The 21,777-nt window shown below is 29.0% G+C and carries 19 protein-coding genes; 12 read left to right on the top strand and 7 right to left on the bottom strand.

The features are described from left to right. Positions 1-44 precede the first annotated feature (44 nt). From LUU93_RS15070 to LUU93_RS15055, 4 genes are read left to right on the top strand one after another with little or no spacing between them, the layout of a single operon-like run. Entirely contained in the window at positions 45-893 is an 849-nt protein-coding gene (locus LUU93_RS15070; RefSeq protein ID WP_232681989.1) for a T9SS type A sorting domain-containing protein, read from the top strand. Between the two features lie 46 nt (positions 894-939). Beyond that, positions 940-1,713: a hypothetical protein gene (locus LUU93_RS15065; RefSeq protein ID WP_232681988.1), complete on the top strand. Its 774-nt coding sequence runs from the start codon at positions 940-942 to the stop codon at positions 1,711-1,713. 38 nt (positions 1,714-1,751) lie between these two features. Continuing rightward, entirely contained in the window at positions 1,752-3,104 is a 1,353-nt protein-coding gene (locus LUU93_RS15060) for a S41 family peptidase (RefSeq protein ID WP_232681987.1), read from the top strand. Positions 3,105-3,131: 27 nt separating this feature from the next. Continuing rightward, the gene (locus LUU93_RS15055) at positions 3,132-3,404 is read left to right on the top strand and encodes a hypothetical protein (protein ID WP_232681986.1); all 273 of its coding nucleotides are present in this window, start codon (positions 3,132-3,134) and stop codon (positions 3,402-3,404) included. Between the two features lie 8 nt (positions 3,405-3,412). Here the strand turns inward: LUU93_RS15055 and LUU93_RS15050 are convergent, their stop codons facing one another. The 7 genes from LUU93_RS15050 to LUU93_RS15020 form a co-directional block, all read right to left on the bottom strand. After that, positions 3,413-4,027, bottom strand: a complete 615-nt coding sequence (locus tag LUU93_RS15050; protein ID WP_232681985.1) for a tetratricopeptide repeat protein — start codon at positions 4,025-4,027, stop codon at positions 3,413-3,415. 408 nt (positions 4,028-4,435) lie between these two features. Next, positions 4,436-4,795, bottom strand: coding sequence for a hypothetical protein (locus tag LUU93_RS15045; RefSeq protein ID WP_232681984.1), 360 nt, complete (start codon positions 4,793-4,795; stop codon positions 4,436-4,438). Between the two features lie 147 nt (positions 4,796-4,942). Continuing rightward, complete coding sequence (locus LUU93_RS15040; protein WP_232681983.1) at positions 4,943-5,812, bottom strand: thiopeptide-type bacteriocin biosynthesis protein; 870 nt, start codon at positions 5,810-5,812, stop codon at positions 4,943-4,945. A gap of 3 nt (positions 5,813-5,815) precedes the next feature. Then, the gene (locus LUU93_RS15035) at positions 5,816-8,020 is read right to left on the bottom strand and encodes a lantibiotic dehydratase family protein (protein ID WP_232681981.1); all 2,205 of its coding nucleotides are present in this window, start codon (positions 8,018-8,020) and stop codon (positions 5,816-5,818) included. Next, positions 8,020-9,681, bottom strand: a complete 1,662-nt coding sequence (locus tag LUU93_RS15030) for a S8 family peptidase (protein ID WP_232681980.1) — start codon at positions 9,679-9,681, stop codon at positions 8,020-8,022. The genes LUU93_RS15035 and LUU93_RS15030 overlap by 1 nt, the downstream gene beginning before the upstream one ends. An 80-nt stretch (positions 9,682-9,761) precedes the next feature. Next, the gene (locus tag LUU93_RS15025; RefSeq protein WP_232681979.1) at positions 9,762-9,926 is read right to left on the bottom strand and encodes a hypothetical protein; all 165 of its coding nucleotides are present in this window, start codon (positions 9,924-9,926) and stop codon (positions 9,762-9,764) included. A gap of 126 nt (positions 9,927-10,052) precedes the next feature. Next, entirely contained in the window at positions 10,053-11,765 is a 1,713-nt protein-coding gene (locus LUU93_RS15020) for a helix-turn-helix domain-containing protein (RefSeq protein ID WP_232681978.1), read from the bottom strand. Positions 11,766-12,248: 483 nt separating this feature from the next. On the opposite strand from LUU93_RS15020, the gene LUU93_RS15015 reads away from it, so the two are divergent. The 8 genes from LUU93_RS15015 (at position 12,249) to LUU93_RS14980 (ending at position 21,746) form a co-directional block, all read left to right on the top strand. Then, complete coding sequence (locus LUU93_RS15015) at positions 12,249-12,398, top strand: hypothetical protein (protein WP_232681977.1); 150 nt, start codon at positions 12,249-12,251, stop codon at positions 12,396-12,398. A gap of 59 nt (positions 12,399-12,457) precedes the next feature. After that, positions 12,458-13,264 carry an alpha/beta hydrolase family protein gene (locus LUU93_RS15010; RefSeq protein WP_232681976.1) on the top strand — a complete coding sequence of 269 codons (807 nt, stop codon included), beginning with the start codon at positions 12,458-12,460 and terminating at the stop codon, positions 13,262-13,264. After that, on the top strand, positions 13,254-14,264 hold the full coding sequence (locus LUU93_RS15005; protein ID WP_232681975.1) for a ThiF family adenylyltransferase: 1,011 nt from the start codon (positions 13,254-13,256) through the stop codon (positions 14,262-14,264). Before LUU93_RS15010 ends, LUU93_RS15005 begins: the two co-directional genes overlap by 11 nt. Further along, complete coding sequence (locus LUU93_RS15000; RefSeq protein WP_232681974.1) at positions 14,252-15,379, top strand: hypothetical protein; 1,128 nt, start codon at positions 14,252-14,254, stop codon at positions 15,377-15,379. Before LUU93_RS15005 ends, LUU93_RS15000 begins: the two co-directional genes overlap by 13 nt. A 9-nt stretch (positions 15,380-15,388) precedes the next feature. Beyond that, complete coding sequence (locus LUU93_RS14995; protein WP_232681973.1) at positions 15,389-16,564, top strand: hypothetical protein; 1,176 nt, start codon at positions 15,389-15,391, stop codon at positions 16,562-16,564. Positions 16,565-16,630: 66 nt separating this feature from the next. Next, positions 16,631-17,434 carry a tetratricopeptide repeat protein gene (locus LUU93_RS14990; RefSeq protein WP_232681972.1) on the top strand — a complete coding sequence of 268 codons (804 nt, stop codon included), beginning with the start codon at positions 16,631-16,633 and terminating at the stop codon, positions 17,432-17,434. Positions 17,435-18,265: 831 nt separating this feature from the next. Continuing rightward, positions 18,266-20,458, top strand: a complete 2,193-nt coding sequence (locus LUU93_RS14985) for a peptidase domain-containing ABC transporter (RefSeq protein ID WP_232681971.1) — start codon at positions 18,266-18,268, stop codon at positions 20,456-20,458. Between the two features lies 1 nt (position 20,459). Beyond that, a complete protein-coding gene (locus LUU93_RS14980; RefSeq protein WP_232681969.1) occupies positions 20,460-21,746 on the top strand; it encodes an HlyD family secretion protein in 1,287 nt (428 codons plus the stop codon). Positions 21,747-21,777 lie beyond the last annotated feature (31 nt).

Here is a 21,777-nt window from a genome sequence, read left to right as displayed (position 1 = left end):
TCAGCATGGGCAGCATTCCTGCCCATGCTTTTTACAAATAAAATATGAAAAAAATTATACTATTATTTTTATTACTAATGATTACAACTGTATCATCTGCCCAGTTTACAATTTGGGAAGATGATTTTGAGGATGGTGATGTTTCAGACTGGACTTTATTAGATAAAGATGGTAACGGCAGTAACTGGAGTGCCCGAAAAAACATCCAGTTTGATGAAAGTACAGGCGGTATTAAAGACGGTAATGTAAATATATTAGGTACTTATAATATTGACTTAAACACAGGCGCACCGCTTGAAATTATAGAACAAAACTGGGCCATGCTGCCGGCAGTAGATTTATCGTATTACAGCGGAAAAATTGAATTGAATTTTACTGCGCAGATGGCTATTTTCAGCGGAAGCAAAAACATTTTAATTTATGGAGGAACATCTCCGGACCCAGCTTCAGCGACACTTTTAGGAACTATATATCTGGAAAGAGTGTCACAATTAGATGCAGAATTTAAAGATTATGTTGTAGATATTTCGCAGTTTACAGGAAACCAAAACGTTTACATTTCCTTATTAAATGAAAACACCAATTTTGTTGGATACGAAGTCGATAAAGTATGGATTACTGCCGAAGCACTATTGGGTGTTGACGATTTTGATAAAAATAATACTATACGCCTTAAACAAAATCCTGCTGCCGAAAATTTAGAATTAGAAATAAGCGAGCAGTTTCTAAACGAAAATTTTTCAGCAAAAATTTACAGCTCAGCAGGATTGTTAGTGAAAAGTAATGCAGATTTAAAAGAAAATATTTCGGTAGCGAATCTTCCGCAGGGAATCTATTTTCTGGTAATTTCAAATGATACAATTTCAAAAAAAATAAAATTTATCAAAAAATAAATAGATAATTATTTTCCGAAATAATTATAAAGACAAAATATAAAATATGAAAACTAAAATTGTTCCAATACTTTTATTTTCAATTGTACTTATCCTTTGCCAGGCCTGCATAAACGAGGATATGGTTCCTTACTATGAAAAACAGCAGCCCGGAAAAGTTGTAATACGCGGTTATAATGCCCAAAAAGATTCTATACAGATAGCGGTAGACGGAAAAATCCTAAAGGAAGCTAAGATTGATGCCTATATAAAAAAAATTGCCAAAGATCACGAATTTGTATTTTATTCAGATAAAGCTAAAGTGGTTGAAATTACCAATAAAGTAAGCAAGCAGCTTCTTTATTCATATAAACTAACAACCGCAAAACCTATTGATACAATCTCTTTTTATACAAAAGAAGATTTATGGATTGAAAATGTTCTGGCGGCAAAACCCGGTAAAATAACGCAGACTGGTTATGCCGGTTTTAAATTTATTTTTCCAACACTAAATAAATATTCTGCAAGCGGTTATACCGGAAAACTAGACGGAATTATGCGCAAAGTAAATGGAGAAGTAGTAGGGGTAGTAAAAAATATTGGTAAAGATACTTACAGCGATTTTATAGAATTTCCGTCAAGTCTGCCTCCAATTATCAGAATGGAACTTGTTAAACACAATACAACCGAATCTTATATAAACGGCAGGCAAGTAATTACAGTTATGCTGATGTTACCAAACAAATCAAGATTAATAGTATTGGATGAAAGAAAAGATCAAAGTGGAAAATTTTTGAACGTAGATGCCAGTTTGAATTTAGTAGATTATTTTGATTTTTAATTACCTGAATCATTTAATTAATTCCCTAAAATAGTATAATGAAAAACTGTTTGCATAGTAGGCTGTCTTTTTTATTTTTTGCCCTGTTTCTTATTTCCTGCGAAAGCACAGATGGGCCAATAGCGTACGAAGAAAACTCAAATGAATATGTAAACGACTGGATGTACAATCAAATGAAAAGGTATTATTTATGGAATAATGCAATAAAAAATCAAGGTAATTTAGCATTGAATCCAAAGGAATATTTTAAAACATTACTGCAGTCTGAAGATATTTATTCCTACGCATTACATCCAGAAAAGCCCGAAACTGCACCGCAAAGCCTGAGAAGTAAATTTGGGTTTGACGTAAGTTTTATAACATTTGAAGGAAAATATTATGGTGTAATATTATATGTTTTAGAAGATTCTCCGGCAAAAAATAACGGTCTTCAAAGAGGTCAGTTTATAACCCATGTCGATGGAGTTGAACTGAAACTTGAAAACTATGACAAACTATATACTGCCATGACTGCAGAAACGCAGCTGGATTTAAAATTAGTTTCCTATTCAGCTCAATCTGGTTTTACTAACCCGGTATCAGTTTCAATATCGCAGGGCTTTACATTTTCGCAGCCCATTACATATCAGGTAATAGAAGATAAAAATACTAAAATTGGCTATGTAAACATTCCGCATTTTGATGTTGGACAAGCCCAATTGTATTTGCAGCTATTTCAGGAATTAAAAAGCGCATCGATAACGGAGCTTGTTTTAGATTTAAGATATAATGGAGGAGGAGATATCTCCTCTGCAGCAGCATTAAGTATAATTTTGGCCCCAAACATAAAAGCAGAAGATCTTTTTATAAAATTTGAAGGAAATCAAAACGGAGGAAATGTTGACCAGTCTTTTGCTGAGGCTTTAAAAAGCAATGAATCCTCAGTAAGTTTTGATGCTTTGCGCAATTCGCATCCTTCGATTAATAAAGTTTATATTTTATGCGGAAAGCGCACAGCATCGGCATCAGAACTTATTATTAATAATCTAAAACCCTATATGGGAGTTATTACAATTGGCGAAAAAACATTTGGTAAAGATGTAGCAGGATTTCCAATTGCAGACGATCGCAATCCGGCCAAAAGAGGCTGGGTATTATATCCTTCCATATATAAATTATTTAATGCCAGACATGAAGGTAATTATTCAAAAGGAATAAATCCCGAAATCTATTTAAATGAATTGCAGCAGCCGGAAGTATATCTTTTAGGCAATCGATCTGAAACTTTATTGCAAGGAGCTTTAAATAACATATCAGGAAATACAAATAAAATAAAAACAGAAGCTGTACAATCATTGCCGCTCAGTGCAATAAGTACAGATATAGACCCGCTTTTGCAAATTACACCATGAAAATTATAAATAAATTGATCTTTTGTTATGCAGGGAATTGATAACATCGAGCATCGAAAATTGCTGCAAATATTTGAGAAGTATAAAGATGAAACTATTGCAGTACAAACAACATCAGAAGATGACCTTAAGATTTACCAAAACATGGAAGAACTCGATGTTTTGTACAATTGTTTTAAAATCTTACTGGCAGAATTACAAAAATGTACCAGAGATTATGAACTAAAGAAAAAATCAACCCGCAGTATCATTCATAAAAATTTAAGAAAAATAAAAACTGAAACGGAGAAGAAATCATAACAGGAAAATTATGTTTCAGGATTTATTATAGAAGATAGTTCCTCTTTTTTTATCTGGCGAAAGGGCGTTCTGATTTTATTAGCCCTAAGTTTTATTTTTTTTATTTGATATAGACAGTCACTTAGTAATGTCTTTATTTCTAAATAAGAATTATTATGAAAAGAACTGATATTATGTTTTAGTTTTTCTATATGGTTTCCTGCTGTTATTAAATCCGTTTCAAATGTTTTTAATAAACCAATTTCTATATTTTTATTCTTTTTATAATAATGAATACAATTATGCAGATCTTCAATTTGTCCCGTAAAATCAAAAATGGCTTTTTTAGAAACCGCCCGGTGGTAGTAATACGAAAATTCTAACGGATTAAATTCAATTACTTTATCAAAATCCTCAATTGCTTTATAATGATGATCCAGTTTTTGAAAACAGCTCGCCCTTAATTCATACGCTGTCGAGTCAAATTCATAATTCACCACATTATCTAAATGAACTATGGCTTCCTGAAAACGGCTGGTCGAATAAAGCTCTTTTCCTTTTTCTAAATTCACTAAACTTTCTTTAAGGTTTGATTTAAAAAACCGGTCCTTAAATTTTGTTTTTAAAGTCACGAACCATTTCATAATTTTAAATTTAGAAAGTTATATTATTCAGTTGACTAATTTTGATAGGATGCTAAAGTTAATAAAAAATTAATACACAGGACATTATAAAATTGATTTAAATAAAAAAGCCTGACTTTATAGTCAGACTTTTGTTACAATAATCAATTTGGAATTTGAAATTTCCAATATTGGAATTTATTTTTGAGAAGCAGCTATAACCACTTATGTAACTGCTTCAGGCTGTGACATAAATACTACTTCAAGAATTCAATGCGAATGCAGTAATTTTAACCATGATTTTGTCATTTCAGAAACTATGAAAAATACACTTTCAGAAAATAATTTGATAACCTATATTCATCAGGGCGAAATACTTTTGCGGGGAAAAGCAAAGCCAATGAAACTATATACTGTTGATTTTAAATTTTAGTTCAGACGTTCTGTAGTTTCGATTCTTAAACAATGCTCTGTACCTAAAAAGAGAGGATTTCCATGTTTTTCTGACCAAAAACCATCCAGTACATCTTTAGTAATGCATCGGTAAACTGCAACCCCTTTATAAGTTTTGCTGTCGTCGCCTTTGTAACTAAAATTAATTACCAGAATATTATCTTTAAAGAAACCATGACCTTTTTGTACTTGTGCATTATTGATAAACCATTTTGCAATAATTCTATTATTATCGTCTAAGGATAGGTTTAAAGTGCCTTTGTAAGTAATGTGATTACCCTCTTCCTGATTACTTCCGGAAATGGAATAATCACCAATTAAATCTTGTATTGTCATTTATTTTCTGATAGAGAAATTGATAATTTTTATTAATTTGTTTTTTGAATGTCTGGAAACAATAGAAATACAAATCTGAACAAATTTAGCACAAAATAAACTTTTAAATTTTCACTGAATTATACTTAGTAAATTTCAAGTAATAATTTAAACTATATTCACTGATTTAATATATTTAAAATTTTGAGTTTTGTAAAACCTAAACAAATAGTCATAAATAATAAGTTCATACATTCTTTGTTTAGAAGTATATTGTCTATTAAGCATCATATGAATATGACTTGCCAGAAAAGATTCTAATGGAATTTCGATTTTAGCTTTAATTTCTAAAGTTTTCTTAGCGATATTTTTGGATTTTTTATTTACAATTTTTGCTATTTCCTTAAAATTATCATGTGATGCAGCTGATAGAAATTCATTAATTTGCGGATATAACGATTGGTAGCTTTTAGACATTTCTTTTTTCTGTTCTTTATCTACGTCAAATTCTATTTTGAAAGAAGTTTGTAAATTATTCATTAATGATAATTTTTCCTTGTCTGATAATCTAAAGGAATTTAAAAAAGAATCAATAGCATAAAAGCTAAACAATAACTGAGTGTCCTGCGAAGCAAATTGAGATTTAAGTTTGATGCAGCGCAAAGTCATTTTACTATCCTCCCAAAAAAGGAATTCTGAATCTAACATCGTGTTTTTGCCATACCTTTCTATTTCTCTTTTATAAGTATCGGTTTGTATATTCCAAACTAAATTTTGCTCTAATAACTCATTAAAAACAGGATAAAAAGATTTAATAACTGTAGTTAGATGCTTTGTATCGCTTACCAAAAAACGAATACGAAGATGCTCTTCTGTGTCTTTGTAACGAATAAAGAACCATTTTTGAATGATCTTTTTGCGTTGTAAATTTGAAATAATAGGCTTTAATTTTTCTAATAAAATATAATCAGATGTTTTCACACCAGTATAAATTTTATAATAAAGCCATTCACTGCCCAGGCAAAAATCTCTTTGCATTTTTTACGCTTTTTCTTTGTAATAAGATAATACAATCTGGTTAGAAAAATGCTCTCCAGCATTGTTTTGGACCATTGATTTTTCTGTAAATAAAAATTCTTCAAGAAAAAAATCTTCTTTTTGTTTAATTGATTTTAGGAATAGTTCAATACAAATTGTTGATTCAAAATCGAATAACAAAGTATTGTCAGAATTAACCCAATTTGCAAATCGCGGAATATTTCGTTCTAATCTCCATTTTAAAAATTCTTTTGGTAAATCATTTTTGCTGATCGTATAAAATAGAATGATTTCGTTTTTTTTAACCCTCCATTTTGCTTTTGATAGTATAATTTCGCTATAAATAACTCTTGGAAAAAAGTCATAATGAGATTCCAGTATTCCCCAATTAAAAGAAGAAACGGGTTTGATGTCCTGTAATTGAAGATGGCATAGAAAATTATAAATAGGAAGTGAACTGCCTGATGAAAAATTATGCGCATTTGATAAACATGGCATTATTTCTTTATTGTGTTTTTTTGAGCGTAAAACAATTTTATTTGATTTAACAGATATAAACAAATCTGTCAAATCTAAATTATCTTCCTGAGAAACACCTGGCTTACATAAATAACTAATTTCATGTTTTCGAAGAACAGGTCGTTTTAATATATTTCCTGTTCTGGACTCTGGAATGTGTACGACTTCGGCTAGAATCTTATCGTGGTGATATTCGTTTTCTTTTTTAATAATTTCCTTTGTGAGATTATAGATTTCGCTATTGCCATTGCAGAAACGGCCTAATAATTTTGCAGCGCTTATACTTCCTCCAGATAATAAAGCAATTTGTTCATTATTAAAAAGTTCAATAATTACCGAAAAAGTTACAGGAATATCTTTTAAGTCAGTATCAAAATCAGGAAAATCTTTTTCGGTGAGTACGATGCTTTTTTCTCCTTTAAAAATACAATTATGAAGTTTTTTCTGCAAAATTAAATCAATCGACGTCCAGATCTGATTTTTTTCGTCTGCTTTCTTAGACTTAAATGAAAAATTTTCCAGTATTTCGTGGCTGTCATTCATTTCATGGTTTTGCAAATAACCAATTCCTGTTTCAGTATCTAATACGGTACTTAAAGGCAGTTCTTTAGATTCATATCTTTTAATAAAAGCCTTTTTAAAATTTTCCAGATTTTCGACTTTTTTATGTTTCTGAATACCGTTTAAAAACTGAATTGCTCCTGACACTCTTTGGAAAACTTTTTTATCTAAGTTATTTTTTGAAGCCAATATGTTTAAATCGGTTTGAAAAAGATATTTTTCTTCATGATTAGTTCCAATTTTCTCGATTGCTTCCTTAATTTCTGCATAAACTTTTTCAGGTGGTGACAAATTACGATCTAAATGAGAAAGTTTTTTGTTTAGGCTCTTAAACAATTCAGTTTCCTTACTAAAAGAAGGGATTGCAGCGAAGATATTAATTACTCTTTTCCATTCATTGCTTCCGGTTATAACCGCGTCTAATTCACTTATTAAAAACTGAAAATCTATTAGTTTAAAAACAAACGCTTCGGCTTGTTCTTTTTCAGAATCATTAGCAGCTAAAAATGAAATCATTTTATTGATAGTGATTCCTGATTTTGCCTCGAGTACTATTTGTTCTAACAGTTCAGATTTGCGTAATGCAGAAATGTTATGCTCTCGTTTTGCATTGACGTATTTATATTCGATAAAACGATAAAAATCGCCTATTTCGTAAATTGATGAGTTAGGAAAATATTTTAAATGCAGCGCAGCTTCTTTTCTTTTTGCAATATCCTGAAGCATTGCAACCCAATATTGCATATCAAATTGTGTAAATCGTTTATACTTATAAAGAGATTCTAATGTTATATTGGTTTCAGAATCAAGTTTTCCGACTGAACAACCTGCGAATAAACCAAAAGGAGTACAGCGAGAAGACATTCTCGCTGTATATTTTAAAAAAGTAAGTTCTAAAGCCTGTTTTTTTTCGTTGAAGAGGGAAGAAGTTTCCAGTGTCCATTTGTCCAATTCTCTTCGTAATTCAGGAGAAGCTAAATTAATGGCTTCTTTTACTACAGCATTTTTGTAAAATTCTTTTGCTTTTTCAGATGAATAATTTTCAATTAATTCCAGGTAAGATGACAATGGAAACAAAGGTGTTCTAAGAACATATTCTGGAAAAGGTGTAATTTTATAATGGGACATTATTTGTTTTTACTAACTTTTTCAGCAAGTTTCATTGCATTATAAACGTTTAGAACTTTACCGGATTTTGATAATTCTGAAAATGGAACTTTCTTGTCTTTTGTACCGGGTACAATTACTTCAAAATTATAAGATGTTCCTGAATCGAGAATAATTTGTTTTACTTGTGCAGCTTTTAGGTTCGGATAGTATTGCCAGATTAATGCTGCTGTTCCGCAAACCATTGGTGCTGCCATTGAAGTTCCTGAATCAAATTTATAAGTATTACCTGCACTTGTGGAATATATTTCTTCTCCCGGTGCAAATAAATCGACATTCTCTTTTCCATAATTAGAAAAGTCAGAAACAAAATTATCATTCATTTTATGAGTAACAGATCCTACATTGATAAAATTCGAACTTACTTCTTTAAAATTTTCAAAATCATTATCATTTGGATAACATGGATTTATATCAATATTAACACCATCATTTCCTGCGATATGAACTAACAATACATTATTCTCTTCGGCATATTTTATGGCTTCAAATACCCATTCTTTATGTAAAGAGAATTCTTTGTAAAAAGACATATTAATTATTTTTGCGCCATTATCTACCGCATATCTAATAGCCATAGCTATATCCTTATCATGTTCATCTCCAGATGGAGAAATATTTAAAGGCATAATTTTTACATCTTGCAGAATTCCTTTTATACCTATATTATTTTCTCGATTAGCTCCAATTACTCCAGCCATTTTTGTACAATGATCCTGAAATGGTCTATGGCCTGCTTTATTATTACTTACATTATTATTGCCATAACCTTTTTCTAAAATAGTAGGATTATCACCTATCAATAAGCGCTCATTATAATCTAAATTAAGATTCTTATTTATAACTGAATCCAATTGGGTTTGCATTTCTAAAATGTCTTCCAAAGTGTTTTGATTCATCTCTAGACTAGACATCATACAACCAATTAATGCTCCTAAATCTCTATCATTATCATCGCGTCTTTGCTTAAAAGTTTTATCATTTATCTTATACTTTTTATACATACTATCTAACTGTTTGAATGTATAATCCTCTTTAGGAAAAAAGTATTTTAAAGTGTCTTTTGCTATTGGAAAAAGTACAGCTTTATAATTTAAAGATTTAAACCAATTTCTGTAATACTTATTTTTCTCTTCCAGTTTTTTTAAAGCTCTGTGATATTCTTTATACTTGTATTGATCTTGAGTGTTTATTTGAAATTCCGTTTTATTTTTAAATAATAGCGCCCAATCTCTTACTATACGTACATATTCATAATTACTCCACACAACATAACCGCCGCTTTTAGTTCCTGTAAAACTCCAGCCATTTATATCATCTATATAACCATTATGGTCATCATCAATGCCATTGTTAGGAATTTCTTTTTTATTTGTCCAGATTTGTCCTTGTAAATCTTCATGTTTCAGATCAATTTGTGTATCTATTATTGCAACAATGATATTATTATTTTTAGGTTTCTTTTTGTTTAAAGCAAACCATTTGTCCAATGAAATCCCTGGAATAGTATCTTCCATATAATCTTTTTTGTACCAGGTTTGTAATTCTGATGCTTTAAGCTCGTTTTTTTGATTTAACTTAACATACGAAACACTTGAATCATGTGTTGGTTTACAACTCATTAGAATTAAAAAAAATAAGATTACATTGTAAAATGGTTTCATCTGCTTTAAATGATAATTTTTAATACTTTTAAATTTTCTTAGCAATCTCCAGATGAATGTCCACCTTTGTTACCAGTTCCATCAATCGTATCGTCTCCAGGAGCTTTTCCCCCTTTAATTATATGCAAATTCTTCAATTTTGCTACTTCAAATTTTTCTAAATTAAATTTTTTAATTGCTTTGTTTTCTTTTTTTTGTTTCATTTTTATAGATTTAAACGTATTGTTATAACTGCAAATATATAAGGTACTTATTCATGAATTATAAAATAGTGTGTTATGCTTATCGAAATTCAGGAATTTCGAGTTTGTTAATGTTTTAAGTGTTTGTTAATTAGTGGTTTGTGTTCCTATGCCCAGTTCTTTAATGAAATAAGTTGGTTTTATACCAGTTTTTTTATAAAAAGCCGTTGAAAAAGATTCAGCATTGTTAAAACCAAATTCTAGTGCTAGTGCCTGAATCGTATATTTTCGTAGTTTATTATTTTCTTGTAATTGACTAATAGTATAGTCAATTCTTAAATCATTTATATATTGCGTAAATGATTTTTTCTTGTATACGTTCACTATTTTAGAGACATATTTTGAGTTTGTCTCAAATACGGTAGATAGCATTTGCACAGTAATATTAGATTCCAGATATCCTTTGTTACTTTCAAAACGACTGAGTTTTTCCAAAATCTGATTAATTAACTCTTCTGCAATACCAATATCTTCAATTTTTACCGTACTATCTTTTTTAACCTCAAAATCGTCATTGATTTTGGTTTCGTTTATTATTTTTTCAAATCTAGATCGATATTGTTTTTTTGTTTTATACTGATATAAGGCAAAACTTCCTAAACTAATAATTGTTAAAAGTAAGAATGCAAAGCCCCAATTCGTTTTTATTTTATCATTGTTAAGTGAAGCAATAAGATTTTCTTTATCAGAAATTAAATGGGGAATGTCATATTCTTTATTCACCAACTTATTCAATTCACGATAATTTTTCTTTAAAATACTATCTATAGACATATAAACCGTAATATATTTTAATTGATTTTCCTTATCTCCTGAGTTTTTATAATAGGTTATCAAATACGGGTATCCATCTACAAACTCAGTGCTTATTTCTTTTGTTATTTTGTATATAGAATCTACTTTAATAAAGTTTTCTGCTGCTTTTGCTTTTTTTCCTAATCCATCATAAGCTTTTCCTAAATAATAATAAGCAGCTAATTCATTGCCAACATTTTCATACTTAATCATTTTAGGCAATGCTTTATTAATACTGTCTAATCCAGCTTTATAATTTTTTTTTAATACTTGATTTGCTCCTTCATTTAATATGAAAAGATATTTGTACTCTTCATTCTTAGTTATGTGAGATTCTTTATACCCTATTTTATTATAATATGTAGTTGAATCTGTATTATATAAAGATTTATGACAATCTGCCAATCCAAAAAGAATACCCTGATATCTTCTGGAATATCTAGAATTTCTTACATCTATACTTTTATAATATTTGTAACATTCTTTATAAATTTCTAATGCCTCATTATAATCGCCTAAATCTTCTGACTTAGTTATACCTATATATTCTCTTACTACATAATAATAATCGGTATTCGTTTTAAGTGCAATCTTTTCTGCTTCATTATAATTAGCCATAGCCTCTTTAAATTTATACTGCATTTTAAGAAAATCTGCTTTTTCACAATAAGCAGCTACAGGAAAGGATCTATCGCCTGTGTTTTGGGAATATTTAATAACACTATCCAAATACATAATTGCCTTATTGACATCGGTTTTATAATATAAAAGGGCAATTTGATAATTAGCTCTTGCTTTTCTAATATTATTATTTTCTCTTACAGCCTTGGTCATATATGCCTTTGTATATAGTATTTGTTTTTTGGGATTACCTACATTATCAAAATACAAATCATGTAATTCATCATAAGATAATTTTGTAAAGTCTTTTTCCTTAGTCTGGGCATTCAATAGTAGGGGAATGAATAGTAAAATAACAGTTCTAAGAAGTTTGTAAGAAATCATGTGCAATTGTTTTTTGTAAAAATAGAGCATATATGCATAAAATAAGAATAAGAGATCATGTTTTTTGCGTTTTTTTAAGTTGTTGTAAACAAGGTGTTTGGGATGTTTTTTGCCTGGAATTCCTGAATTTCTTATCGACATTCCTGAATTTCGATTTACATAGTTTGTGAGAAATAACCTTTAGCTCTAGTTTTGGACTTGTAAATGTGAAACAATTTTTAGCGAAACATTTATTTAAAAAGTATATGATTTTTAAAATTTAAATCTTTTACTTTTTTCTTCATTTATTGATATTCTCAAAAAACCGCAACCCGTTGTTGTCTTAATTATTGAGTTTGAGATAGAAGAAGGAAATAATTTAAGTACAAATTATTTTGCAAATGGCCAGTTGTAGAAGAAATGTATTCTAAATAGATGCTTGCAAGCAAGCCGATGGCACGGATTATATGTCAATATTATTTATTGTTATTAAAATTAAAAACTATGAAATTAAATTTAGATGCTTTAAAAGAAAGAGCAGAAGCTATTGCTTCAGAAGAGTTATTAGAGAGTATTTCTGGCGGAATAATGGAAGCATGTCACGATTCAAGACCAGCTGATCCTGTTCGCACAGTTCCATGTGATAATATATAACTTTTTTATACTGTCTGAAAATACAACTTTCAGACAGTATTTTTTCAATTAAAATTAATATGAAGCCAATATTATTGTTTTCTCTTATGTTCTATTCGATTTTTAACTATGCAATTAATCCTAAGAAAGAGTATATATCTACACCAAAAGAGTATAATATTCAATACAAAGAAGTAATTGTAAAGAATAATGACGTAGAAATTTGTGCTTGGGTTTCTGAACCCAATGGAAATAAAATAAAAGGAGAGAAAACTAAAACAGTTTTACTTGCTTATGGTGATTATGGTAATATGTCTTATTATTTGCCATATATTTCGTTTTACACAAAATTAGGATTCAGAGTTATTTCTTTTGATTATCGCGGTTTTGGAAAAAGTTCTTCTTTTCAAATAGATTCTAAAAGGCTTTTTTATGAAGAATTTTCAAACGATATGAAAAATGTTTTAGCATACTTCAAAAGAGATTTAAAAATAGATAATATTGGAATAGTTGCTCTATCTATGGGTACAATTGCAACAGTATTAGCTGTACAAGATGAAAAAACTGAATTTATTATTGCTGAAGGATGTGTTTACGATGTAAACATTACAATTGAGCGATTAGAAAAAGCTAAACAAAAAGAGATAATTAGTAATTCTGATTATGAACTTCCTAAGAAGTGGCAAAAAGTTGAATCAAAGATTTTAATTTTTGTAGCTAAAAATGATATTATAACAAATTTAGAAGATGGTCAAAATATTGTATCACAAAATGTTTCTAAGCGAATGTTAATTGCTTATGAAGGAGATCATTTGGGCATGCTGAATAATACCTCAGAAATAGAATATTATGAAGAAAAAATTAATCGATTTGTAAATGGAAATTAAATATTATTTCAAGAAGTATTTGACAATATATAAAGCATTAAATAAAATTTGTATTGGTTTTGTAGGTAATGATAAAAGTTATTTGGAAATAGAAAATAATGTAGAAAATTACAACCTTTTAGAAAGAATGCTTAAAAATGGAATTTATGAAAGTGACTTAAAAAGATTTCCTTTTTATGATTTAAACAAGAAGGGATTTCTGGAGACTGCAGAATTTATATCCAATTCGAGAAGCAACCTTTATTTGAACTATTTATCAGGCGATGATACAAGCGAAAAAGCCAAAGAAAAAAAACTGTTGATATTTGGAGCTGGCGGAGGAGGAAGTACATTAATATATCTATTAGCACAATTTGGTTTTAAAAATATTCATATTGTTGATTTTGATAATGTAGAGAGTACAGATTTATTAAAAGTGATAACTTTTGATAAACTAGATATTAATCAGAAAAAGACAGAGTCTTTAAAGAAAAAAATTAAAGAAAATTTTTTAATAGATATTCAAACGCACGATGCAAATCTTTTTGATAAAGAAGAACTAAGTACTTTTATTAAGGATATAAAGCCAGATTTTATTGTTAAAGCATGCGATCCAAAAGGTATGTTTGTAAAGAATCTCAATGAAATTTGCTTCAGTGAAAAGATCCCGTATATCATGATGGCATATTCATACGAATTTATTAAGATTGGACCCATATATGTTCCTGATATAACATCATGTAATGAATACCTCTCAAATTATGCGAGTAAAACTTATGGAGAACATTATAAAACAGAATATTTTGAAAGAATGTTTGGTGAATATCTTTTTCATCCATCTATCTCATTTAATATTAATATCCTGTCATCATTAATTTTTAAGGAAATACTTTTTTTCCTTTTAGAACAATATCAACACTGCCAAACCATAGGAAGATTAATTGCTTTAAATCCTCTAACTCTGAAAACGCAAAGTGTATTAATTAATTGTAATGAAGATTGTAAAATATGCAAAGTTTAATAGAAAATAAAGAAGAAATTATAGATACAATTAAGTTATTAATATATAAACAAAATCCAGATCTCTTTAATAACTTACATTTTGATGATGACAATACATTTAGTGATCCTTTATTGTTTGCATATTTTAACTCTCACAAATCTAAAGTTCTTTCAAATGAGTTGCTGATAGAAATTATGCAGGGATATTTTATAAAAAAATCTACACTGGGTATAAAATATTCACATAACAAAAATGAAATAGCATATTTACCAGAAATAGGTTATTTTCAAAATAGTGAAAAAGTAGAAGATATTCTTTTGATTGAAGGATTTGAGATTGTGAAAGAAATTCACCCGCTTCTTGAAAAATATTTTGTTCAATCATATAGAGGACATATTGTAAACCCTAATCCGATATATAATTCTGTTTGGTATAATAATTATAAAGAACTTGAAAAAGCAATTATAATAATAAAAAAGTTTTTACCTGATTTTTATCAGGAACTTGTTTTTGCAAACAAAAAAATATACCTGCATGACAATTCTCATATTTTAAATTTTACTACAATTGAAACCCTAGGTATGCTTTATTTATATGTTTTAGGCAAAAACAATATTATTTATTTTATTGAAGAATTAATTCATCAGGGGTCTCATAACTTTTTATATTATAAAATGCATGCTGTAAAAGATTTCTTTATTATCGACGCTCTAAATACTATTATGCGAGATTTAACTGGAAAAGAGTGGGATTACAGAGATCTTTTTGGAGCTTTTCACGGTTTATATACAGTTACAAGAAGAGTAGAATGTTTTGATTTATTGTTGTCGAAGAATGTTTTCTCAGGTAGAGAAAAACATGAACTATTAGGCAGGTTTGCAGATCAATTTAACAGATTCAGAACAGGTTTAGAACTTTTAAATTTAAATAAAGTTTATACTCAGAAGGGAGTAAAATTTTATCAAGAATTAGATTTACGATGCCATACAATACTTGATAAATATAGAAAACTTCCATCATATTTTAACTTAAGTAATAGAGATCTAGATTTTAGATATAAGGATTTTTGTGTACTTAATTCATATAATGAATTCCTTAAAAAAGAAAACGAAGGATATTTTAATTTTAACTAGGATAAAAAAATGATAAAAAAAATAATTTTTCCGGCTCTGTTACTTTTGTTTATTCCTTCAGCATTTGGGCAAACTAAGTATATAAATATTCCTGTTTATATTAAAATGCCAAAAGATACTTTAATTGCAAACAATCTGAAAAATTGTTTAAATGGTTTTTTAAGTGAAAAAGAAAAAAACAATAATGAGAATGCTTATGTTTTAAAGGAAGACCTATTAGAGACCTCATTACTTTTAGATGAAATTAAAGGGATTGAAAAAAGTAATAAATATAAAGACGAAAATTTCTATAAAGGATATTTAACCAATATAGTTCCATTAGATAATAATAACTACATAGTTCAAATTTCCTATATTGGTTCAGCAGAAGGTTTACCTATTTTGGGCGCAAGCTTTGAACTTTTGGCAAAACAAAAAGATAATAAATTCTACTTTTTATCTCCTTTGAAAAGAAATACAGCTTCTTGGAAAAGCAAAAAAATAAAGAACTGTACATTTCACTTTAAAAATTCTTTAAATATTAAAACCGCATCAGATTATGTTGAAACAGTCACTTTATTTGATAAAAAACTAAATGCCCCAAATAAAGACATTGAATGGTATGGCTGCAGTGATTTACAGGAAGTTTTGCAAAACATAGGGGTAAATTATAAAATTGATTATAATGGATTAAGTTTTAATTCATTGAATGCTACTGAAAACAATACAACTTTATTAGTGAATGGTACAAATAATGAGCATTTTGACAGTTTTGATCCGCATGATTTATGGCACGAACGTGTTAGAAATGTAATAGCCCGAAATAAAATAAACAAACCCGTTGATGAAGGTTGTGCTTATTTATATGGCGGAAGCTGGGGAATAGGCTGGAAACAAATTTTGGCTTCATTTAAAGAAAAAATAGCCTCAAATCCTAATATTGATTGGCTCTCGACCTATGACGAATTTTATAATTTTGGAGAGAGCAGGGAGAAACATTTATTAGTTCCTTATGTAATCAATGCTTTAATCATTCAGAAAATTGAAAAAGAAAAAGGTTTTCCGGCAGTTATGGAATTGTTGAGCTGCGGAAAATATGAAAAAGGTAATGATAATTATTTTAAAATACTTGAGAAACTAACAGGCATTAATAAAGGTAATTATAATGATCGCGTTTGGGCATTAATTAAAGAAAGCAAAGTATAATACATGATTTAAAAAAAAACTTATTTTAAAATTTTGAAGCTTTAAATACATTATAAAAAAATAATAATGAAAAGTATCCTGCTAATAATTTTTATTAATATCTCGCAGTTCATTTATCCTCAAAGTAATTTAGAAATAAAAAAGAAGCAAGATGCCATAGTTCTGGAGTATGTAACTAATTGTGCAGAACGTTATAATTATAACTATCAAATGTCGGAGTGGCAAAATTGCTTAGATGAAGGATTAAAAAAAGATAGTACAATTGCCTCTTTATGGCAGGAAAAAGCGATGCCATATTTTAAAACCAGAAAATATGAAATTGGTATGAAGTTTATTGATAAAGCTGTTCAATACGACCCGGAACAATGGCAGCCTTACCGGGCTTTTATCAAATGTATTTTTGCTAAAACCTATAAAGATGCAATTGTAGACTTTCAGGATTGTATTAATAAATATGGTAATGGATACAGAATGGATCATGCCTATAGCTTTTATATTGGCCTATGTTATCTGCAACTAAATGAATACGAAAAAGCAGAAAAAATATTCAAAGAATATAACGACGATTTATTTAAAAACAGACAAGGTCTGGAACATCCTACAGCTCTATTTTACTATGGGATTGCAAAATATGAGCTAAAAAAATGGGATGAAGCAATTGCATTATTTGATAAAGCATTAAAAGTATATCCTAATTTTTCAGATGCGAAATGTTACAAAGCGGTATGTATGGCAAGATTAGGAACTAAAGAAGAAGATATTAAAGCTTTATTTAAGACTGCGAAAGAAGATGCAAAGCTTGGTTATACGATAAATGAGGATAATACTATATATGAAATGTATCCATATCAGGTGAGATGGAAATTTTAACATTCCTGTAATCATAAATTGAAAAAAGCAATTATAAAAATCGTTTGGGATTAATTAAAAGAATAAAATAAATAAATGATTAAAACTTTTTTTGAAGATCTTAAAAATGTATTTAGGAGTCCGGATTTAATTTATAGTAATATTAAATTTAAAGGATTTATTATCTACTTTTTAATTATTCAATTGTGCTTTTTTGTTATGTCTTTTCTAACGTTCATAATGGCCGATAAATTTAAACTTATTATTCATTTTGACAGCCAAGCGCTTTATTTTCTAAATGTCGTTATTATTGCACCTTTAAAAGAAGAACTGCTTTTAAGGTCGTTTTTAAAGAAAAGCAGGATAAATATTGCTTTATTTCTAAGTATGTTAACTTGTTTTTTTCTTGACCATACTATAAAAGACAAGATTTTAATCTATTTAATTAGTTTTTCATCTTTACCTATATATTATTTCATATTGAGGTTTTGTATAAAACAATATTATTTTCTTAAATCATATAGTAAAAATCAACTGCTATTTTTAGTGTATTTCAGTTCAATTTTATTTGGGCTGGCACACATTGTAAATTTTCAATTAGATATAAATCAACTCTCAATCAATTTGTTTTTTTTTATTGATAATAGTTTCACTTCCAAAAATATTTGGTGGATTTATATTTGCTATGTATCGAATTAAATTTGGCATATTCCAATCTTTCTTATTGCATGCTTTTACTAATTTATTATCTTATTCTTTTATCAAAATAAAATTCTTTAAAAATAATTAAAACATGGAAAAAGCAAATTTTGAAACCAACTTTATGAACATAAAAGAAAGTAAAGTATTGTAATGATAAAAAAAACTTTCCCCCATTTCAGGCAATTAGATTATCGAGACTGCGGACCAACCTGCCTGAGAATGATTGCTAAATACCATGGCAAAACCTTTTCGCGAGAATTTTTACGGGATAAAGCAAACATTACGAAACTTGGCGTAACAATGGCAGGAATTGCCGAGGCCGCAGAAGAAATAGAAATGCGAACTCTGGGAATGCGAATTTCTTTAGAAAGTTTAATAAATGAAGCTCCAACTCCCTTTATTGTTCCGTGGAGACAAAAACACTTTGTTGTAGTGTACAAAACATCTAAAACAAAAATCTGGATCGCAGACCCGGCTCAGGGTTTACTTGTATATTCTCATGAAGATTTTAAAACCGCATGGACAGATACTATTGATGCCACAGGATTTGTTTTAATTCTTGAACCTAATACCAAATTTCACGAACAGAATGATGACAAAGAAACTTCTAAAGGATTTTCCTTTTTATATCCTTACTTTAAGCCCTATAAAAAACTAATTTATCAAATATTTATAGGATTATTTGTAGCAACTATAATTCAGTTTATCCTGCCATTTTTAATGCAGTCGATAGTTGATGTTGGTGTAAATAATCAGGACATTCCGTTTATTTATTTGATATTGATTTCGCAGTTTGTGCTGATTTTATCACAAACTTTAGTTAGTGTTTTTAGAGAATGGATTCTAATACATATAACCAGCAGGTTTAACATAAAAATGATTTCAGATTTTTTATATAAAATGATGAAACTGCCTGTAAATTATTTCGAAACAAGAAATTCAGGAGAACATTTACAAAGAATTACAGATCATACCCGCATCCAGAATTTTATTTCTTCGTCGAGTTTGAATATGGTTTTTTCGATGGTCACTTTTGTGCTGTTTAATGCAATTCTTGCTTATTATGATTTAACGATTTTTCTCGTATTTATAATTGGAGCAGCTTTGTATGTGGGATGGACTTTCTTTTTCTTAAAAAAAAGAGCAGAATTAGATTTTAAAAGATTTGATCAATTATCACAAAATCAAACTTCACTAATTCAAATTATTAATGGAGTAAGAGAAATTAAAGTAAATAATTCACAACGAAAAAACCGCTGGAAATGGGAATTTAACCAGATCAGTTTATTTAAAACATCTTTGAGTACATTGAAATTAGCACAATATCAAACTATTGGAGCCAATTTTATAAATGAATTTAAAAACATCATTATCACATTTCTTTCTGCTAAAGCAGTTGTCGACGGTAATCTTACACTTGGTATGATGACATCAATTCAGTTCATAGTAGGGCAGCTTAATATGCCCCTTGGAAATTTTGTTCTTTTTATCCAGTCCTGGCAAGATGCAAAAATTAGTTTAGAACGTTTGTCTCAAGTTCATTTAAGAGAAGATGAAGATGTTGTTTCGGCACATAAAGCAAAAGAATTACCAAATGATAAGTCTATAATTTTAAAAGATTTATCCTATCGTTATGGTGGGAAATCTTCGCCTTTAATTTTAAAAAATATTAATTGTGTTATTCCAGAAGGAAAAACCACAGCTATTGTTGGTGCCAGTGGAAGTGGTAAAACGACCTTAATGAAATTATTATTAAAGTTTTACAACCCCACGAAAGGAAGTATCAATATTGGGCCAATTGATTTAAACGATATTCATAATGATTACTGGCGTTTGAATTGTGGCGCAGTAATGCAGGATACTTTTATGTTCAATGATAGTATTGGGGGAAATATTTCAGAATCTGAGCAAAATGAGTTTATTAATAGAGAGAAGTTAAACAATGCAGCCTTTGTTGCTAATATTGAAGATTTTATTGAAAAACTGCCAAATAAATATAATACAGAGTTAGGAACTTCAGGAATACGTCTAAGCGGTGGACAAGAACAACGGATTATGATTGCCAGAGCAGTTTATAAAGACCCATTTTATTTATTTTTTGATGAAGCAACAAGTGCACTCGATGCAAATAATGAAAAAGTAATTATGGAAAACCTAAGCAATTTTATTCATGGAAAAACAGCTATAATTGTAGCGCACCGTTTGAGTACAGTAAAAAATGCAGACAATATCATTGTTCTCGAAAACGGCGAAATAGTAGAACAAGGGAGTCATAATGATTTAACACAGCTAAAAGGGAAATATTACTCATTGGTTAAGAATCAATTAGAACTAGGAAATTAAAATGGAAGAAGTAAATGACGGTTTAAAAATATACAGTGAAGAGGTGCGAGATGTTTTGTCTGATCCACCGCAAGCAATTCAAAAGTGGGGTAATACTATATTACTGCTATTTGTAATAATCTTGTTTTTAATATCATGGTTTGTTAAGTATCCGGATATTATCTCCTCGCAGATTGTGATAACAACAAATATTCCTCCTCAAAAATTAGTTGTTAAAACATCGGGAAGAATTGAGGCTATTTTAGTTAAAGATAAAATCTTTGTTACAAAGAATACTGCTTTAGCCATTCTAGAAAATTCTGCAAATTATAATGACGTATTTATGCTAAAAAATATTTTAGACACAATAAATATAAATAAGGTTCAATTTCCATTTGATAAATTAAATTCAGTTCAGCTTGGCGAAGTAGAAAGTGCATTTGCAAACTTTAAGAAAGAATATGTTGCAGACGAATTAAATATGAAACTTCAGCCATATCGGATTGAAGGAAAAGCTCAGGATTATGAGTCCATTCAACTGCGAGAACGCTTAAATCTACTAGAGTCACAAAAAGAAATTAATCAAAATGAATTAGTCCTTCAGAAAAACGAATTAGACAGATATGAAGTTTTATTTCAAAAAGGAATATATGCTTCGCAGGAAGTAGAAAAACAACGATTACTTTATTTACAAGCTCAAAAAAGCTATAAAAGTTTTCTTAGTACAATTTCGCAGTTAAAATCTTCCTTAAATGAATTAAGCCGAAATAGCAAAACAACACATATAAACGAAAGTAAAGAGTTTATAAATCTTGAAAACAACAAAATTCAAGCATTATATCTATTAAAAAAAGCAGTTAAGGATTGGGAGTTGAATTACGTTTTACGGTCTTCTATTAATGGCAAAATCAGCTTTTTGCAAATTTGGTCCGAAAATCAATCTGTAGAAGTTGGATCAACCATTTTTGCTATTATCCCAAATAAAGAAAATGGCTATGTTGGAAAAGTTAAAGCGGCGGCGCTAAATTCAGGTAAAATTAAGGAAGGTCAAAATGTAAACATAAAACTGGCAAATTTTCCAGATAGAGAATTTGGAATAATAAAAGGTAAAATACAAGCCATTTCATTAACTCCAGATAAAGATGGAAATCTATTAATTGATGTTTCATTGCCTAAAGCATTAGAGACCTCTTATAAAAAAAGCATTCCTTTTCAGCAAGAAATGCAGGGGAATGCAGATATTATAACAGAAGACTTAAGATTAATTGAAAGACTTTTGTATCAGTTTAGGGGTATATTTCAGAGATAATATAAAAAACAAAAAAAAATAATATTGCGTC

Source organism: Flavobacterium soyae (assembly GCF_021245985.1).
In the GTDB taxonomy this organism is placed as follows: Bacteria; Bacteroidota; Bacteroidia; order Flavobacteriales; family Flavobacteriaceae; genus Flavobacterium; species Flavobacterium soyae.
Note: the sequence above shows the minus strand (reverse complement) of the source record. Positions and strands in the feature narration are given on the sequence as shown.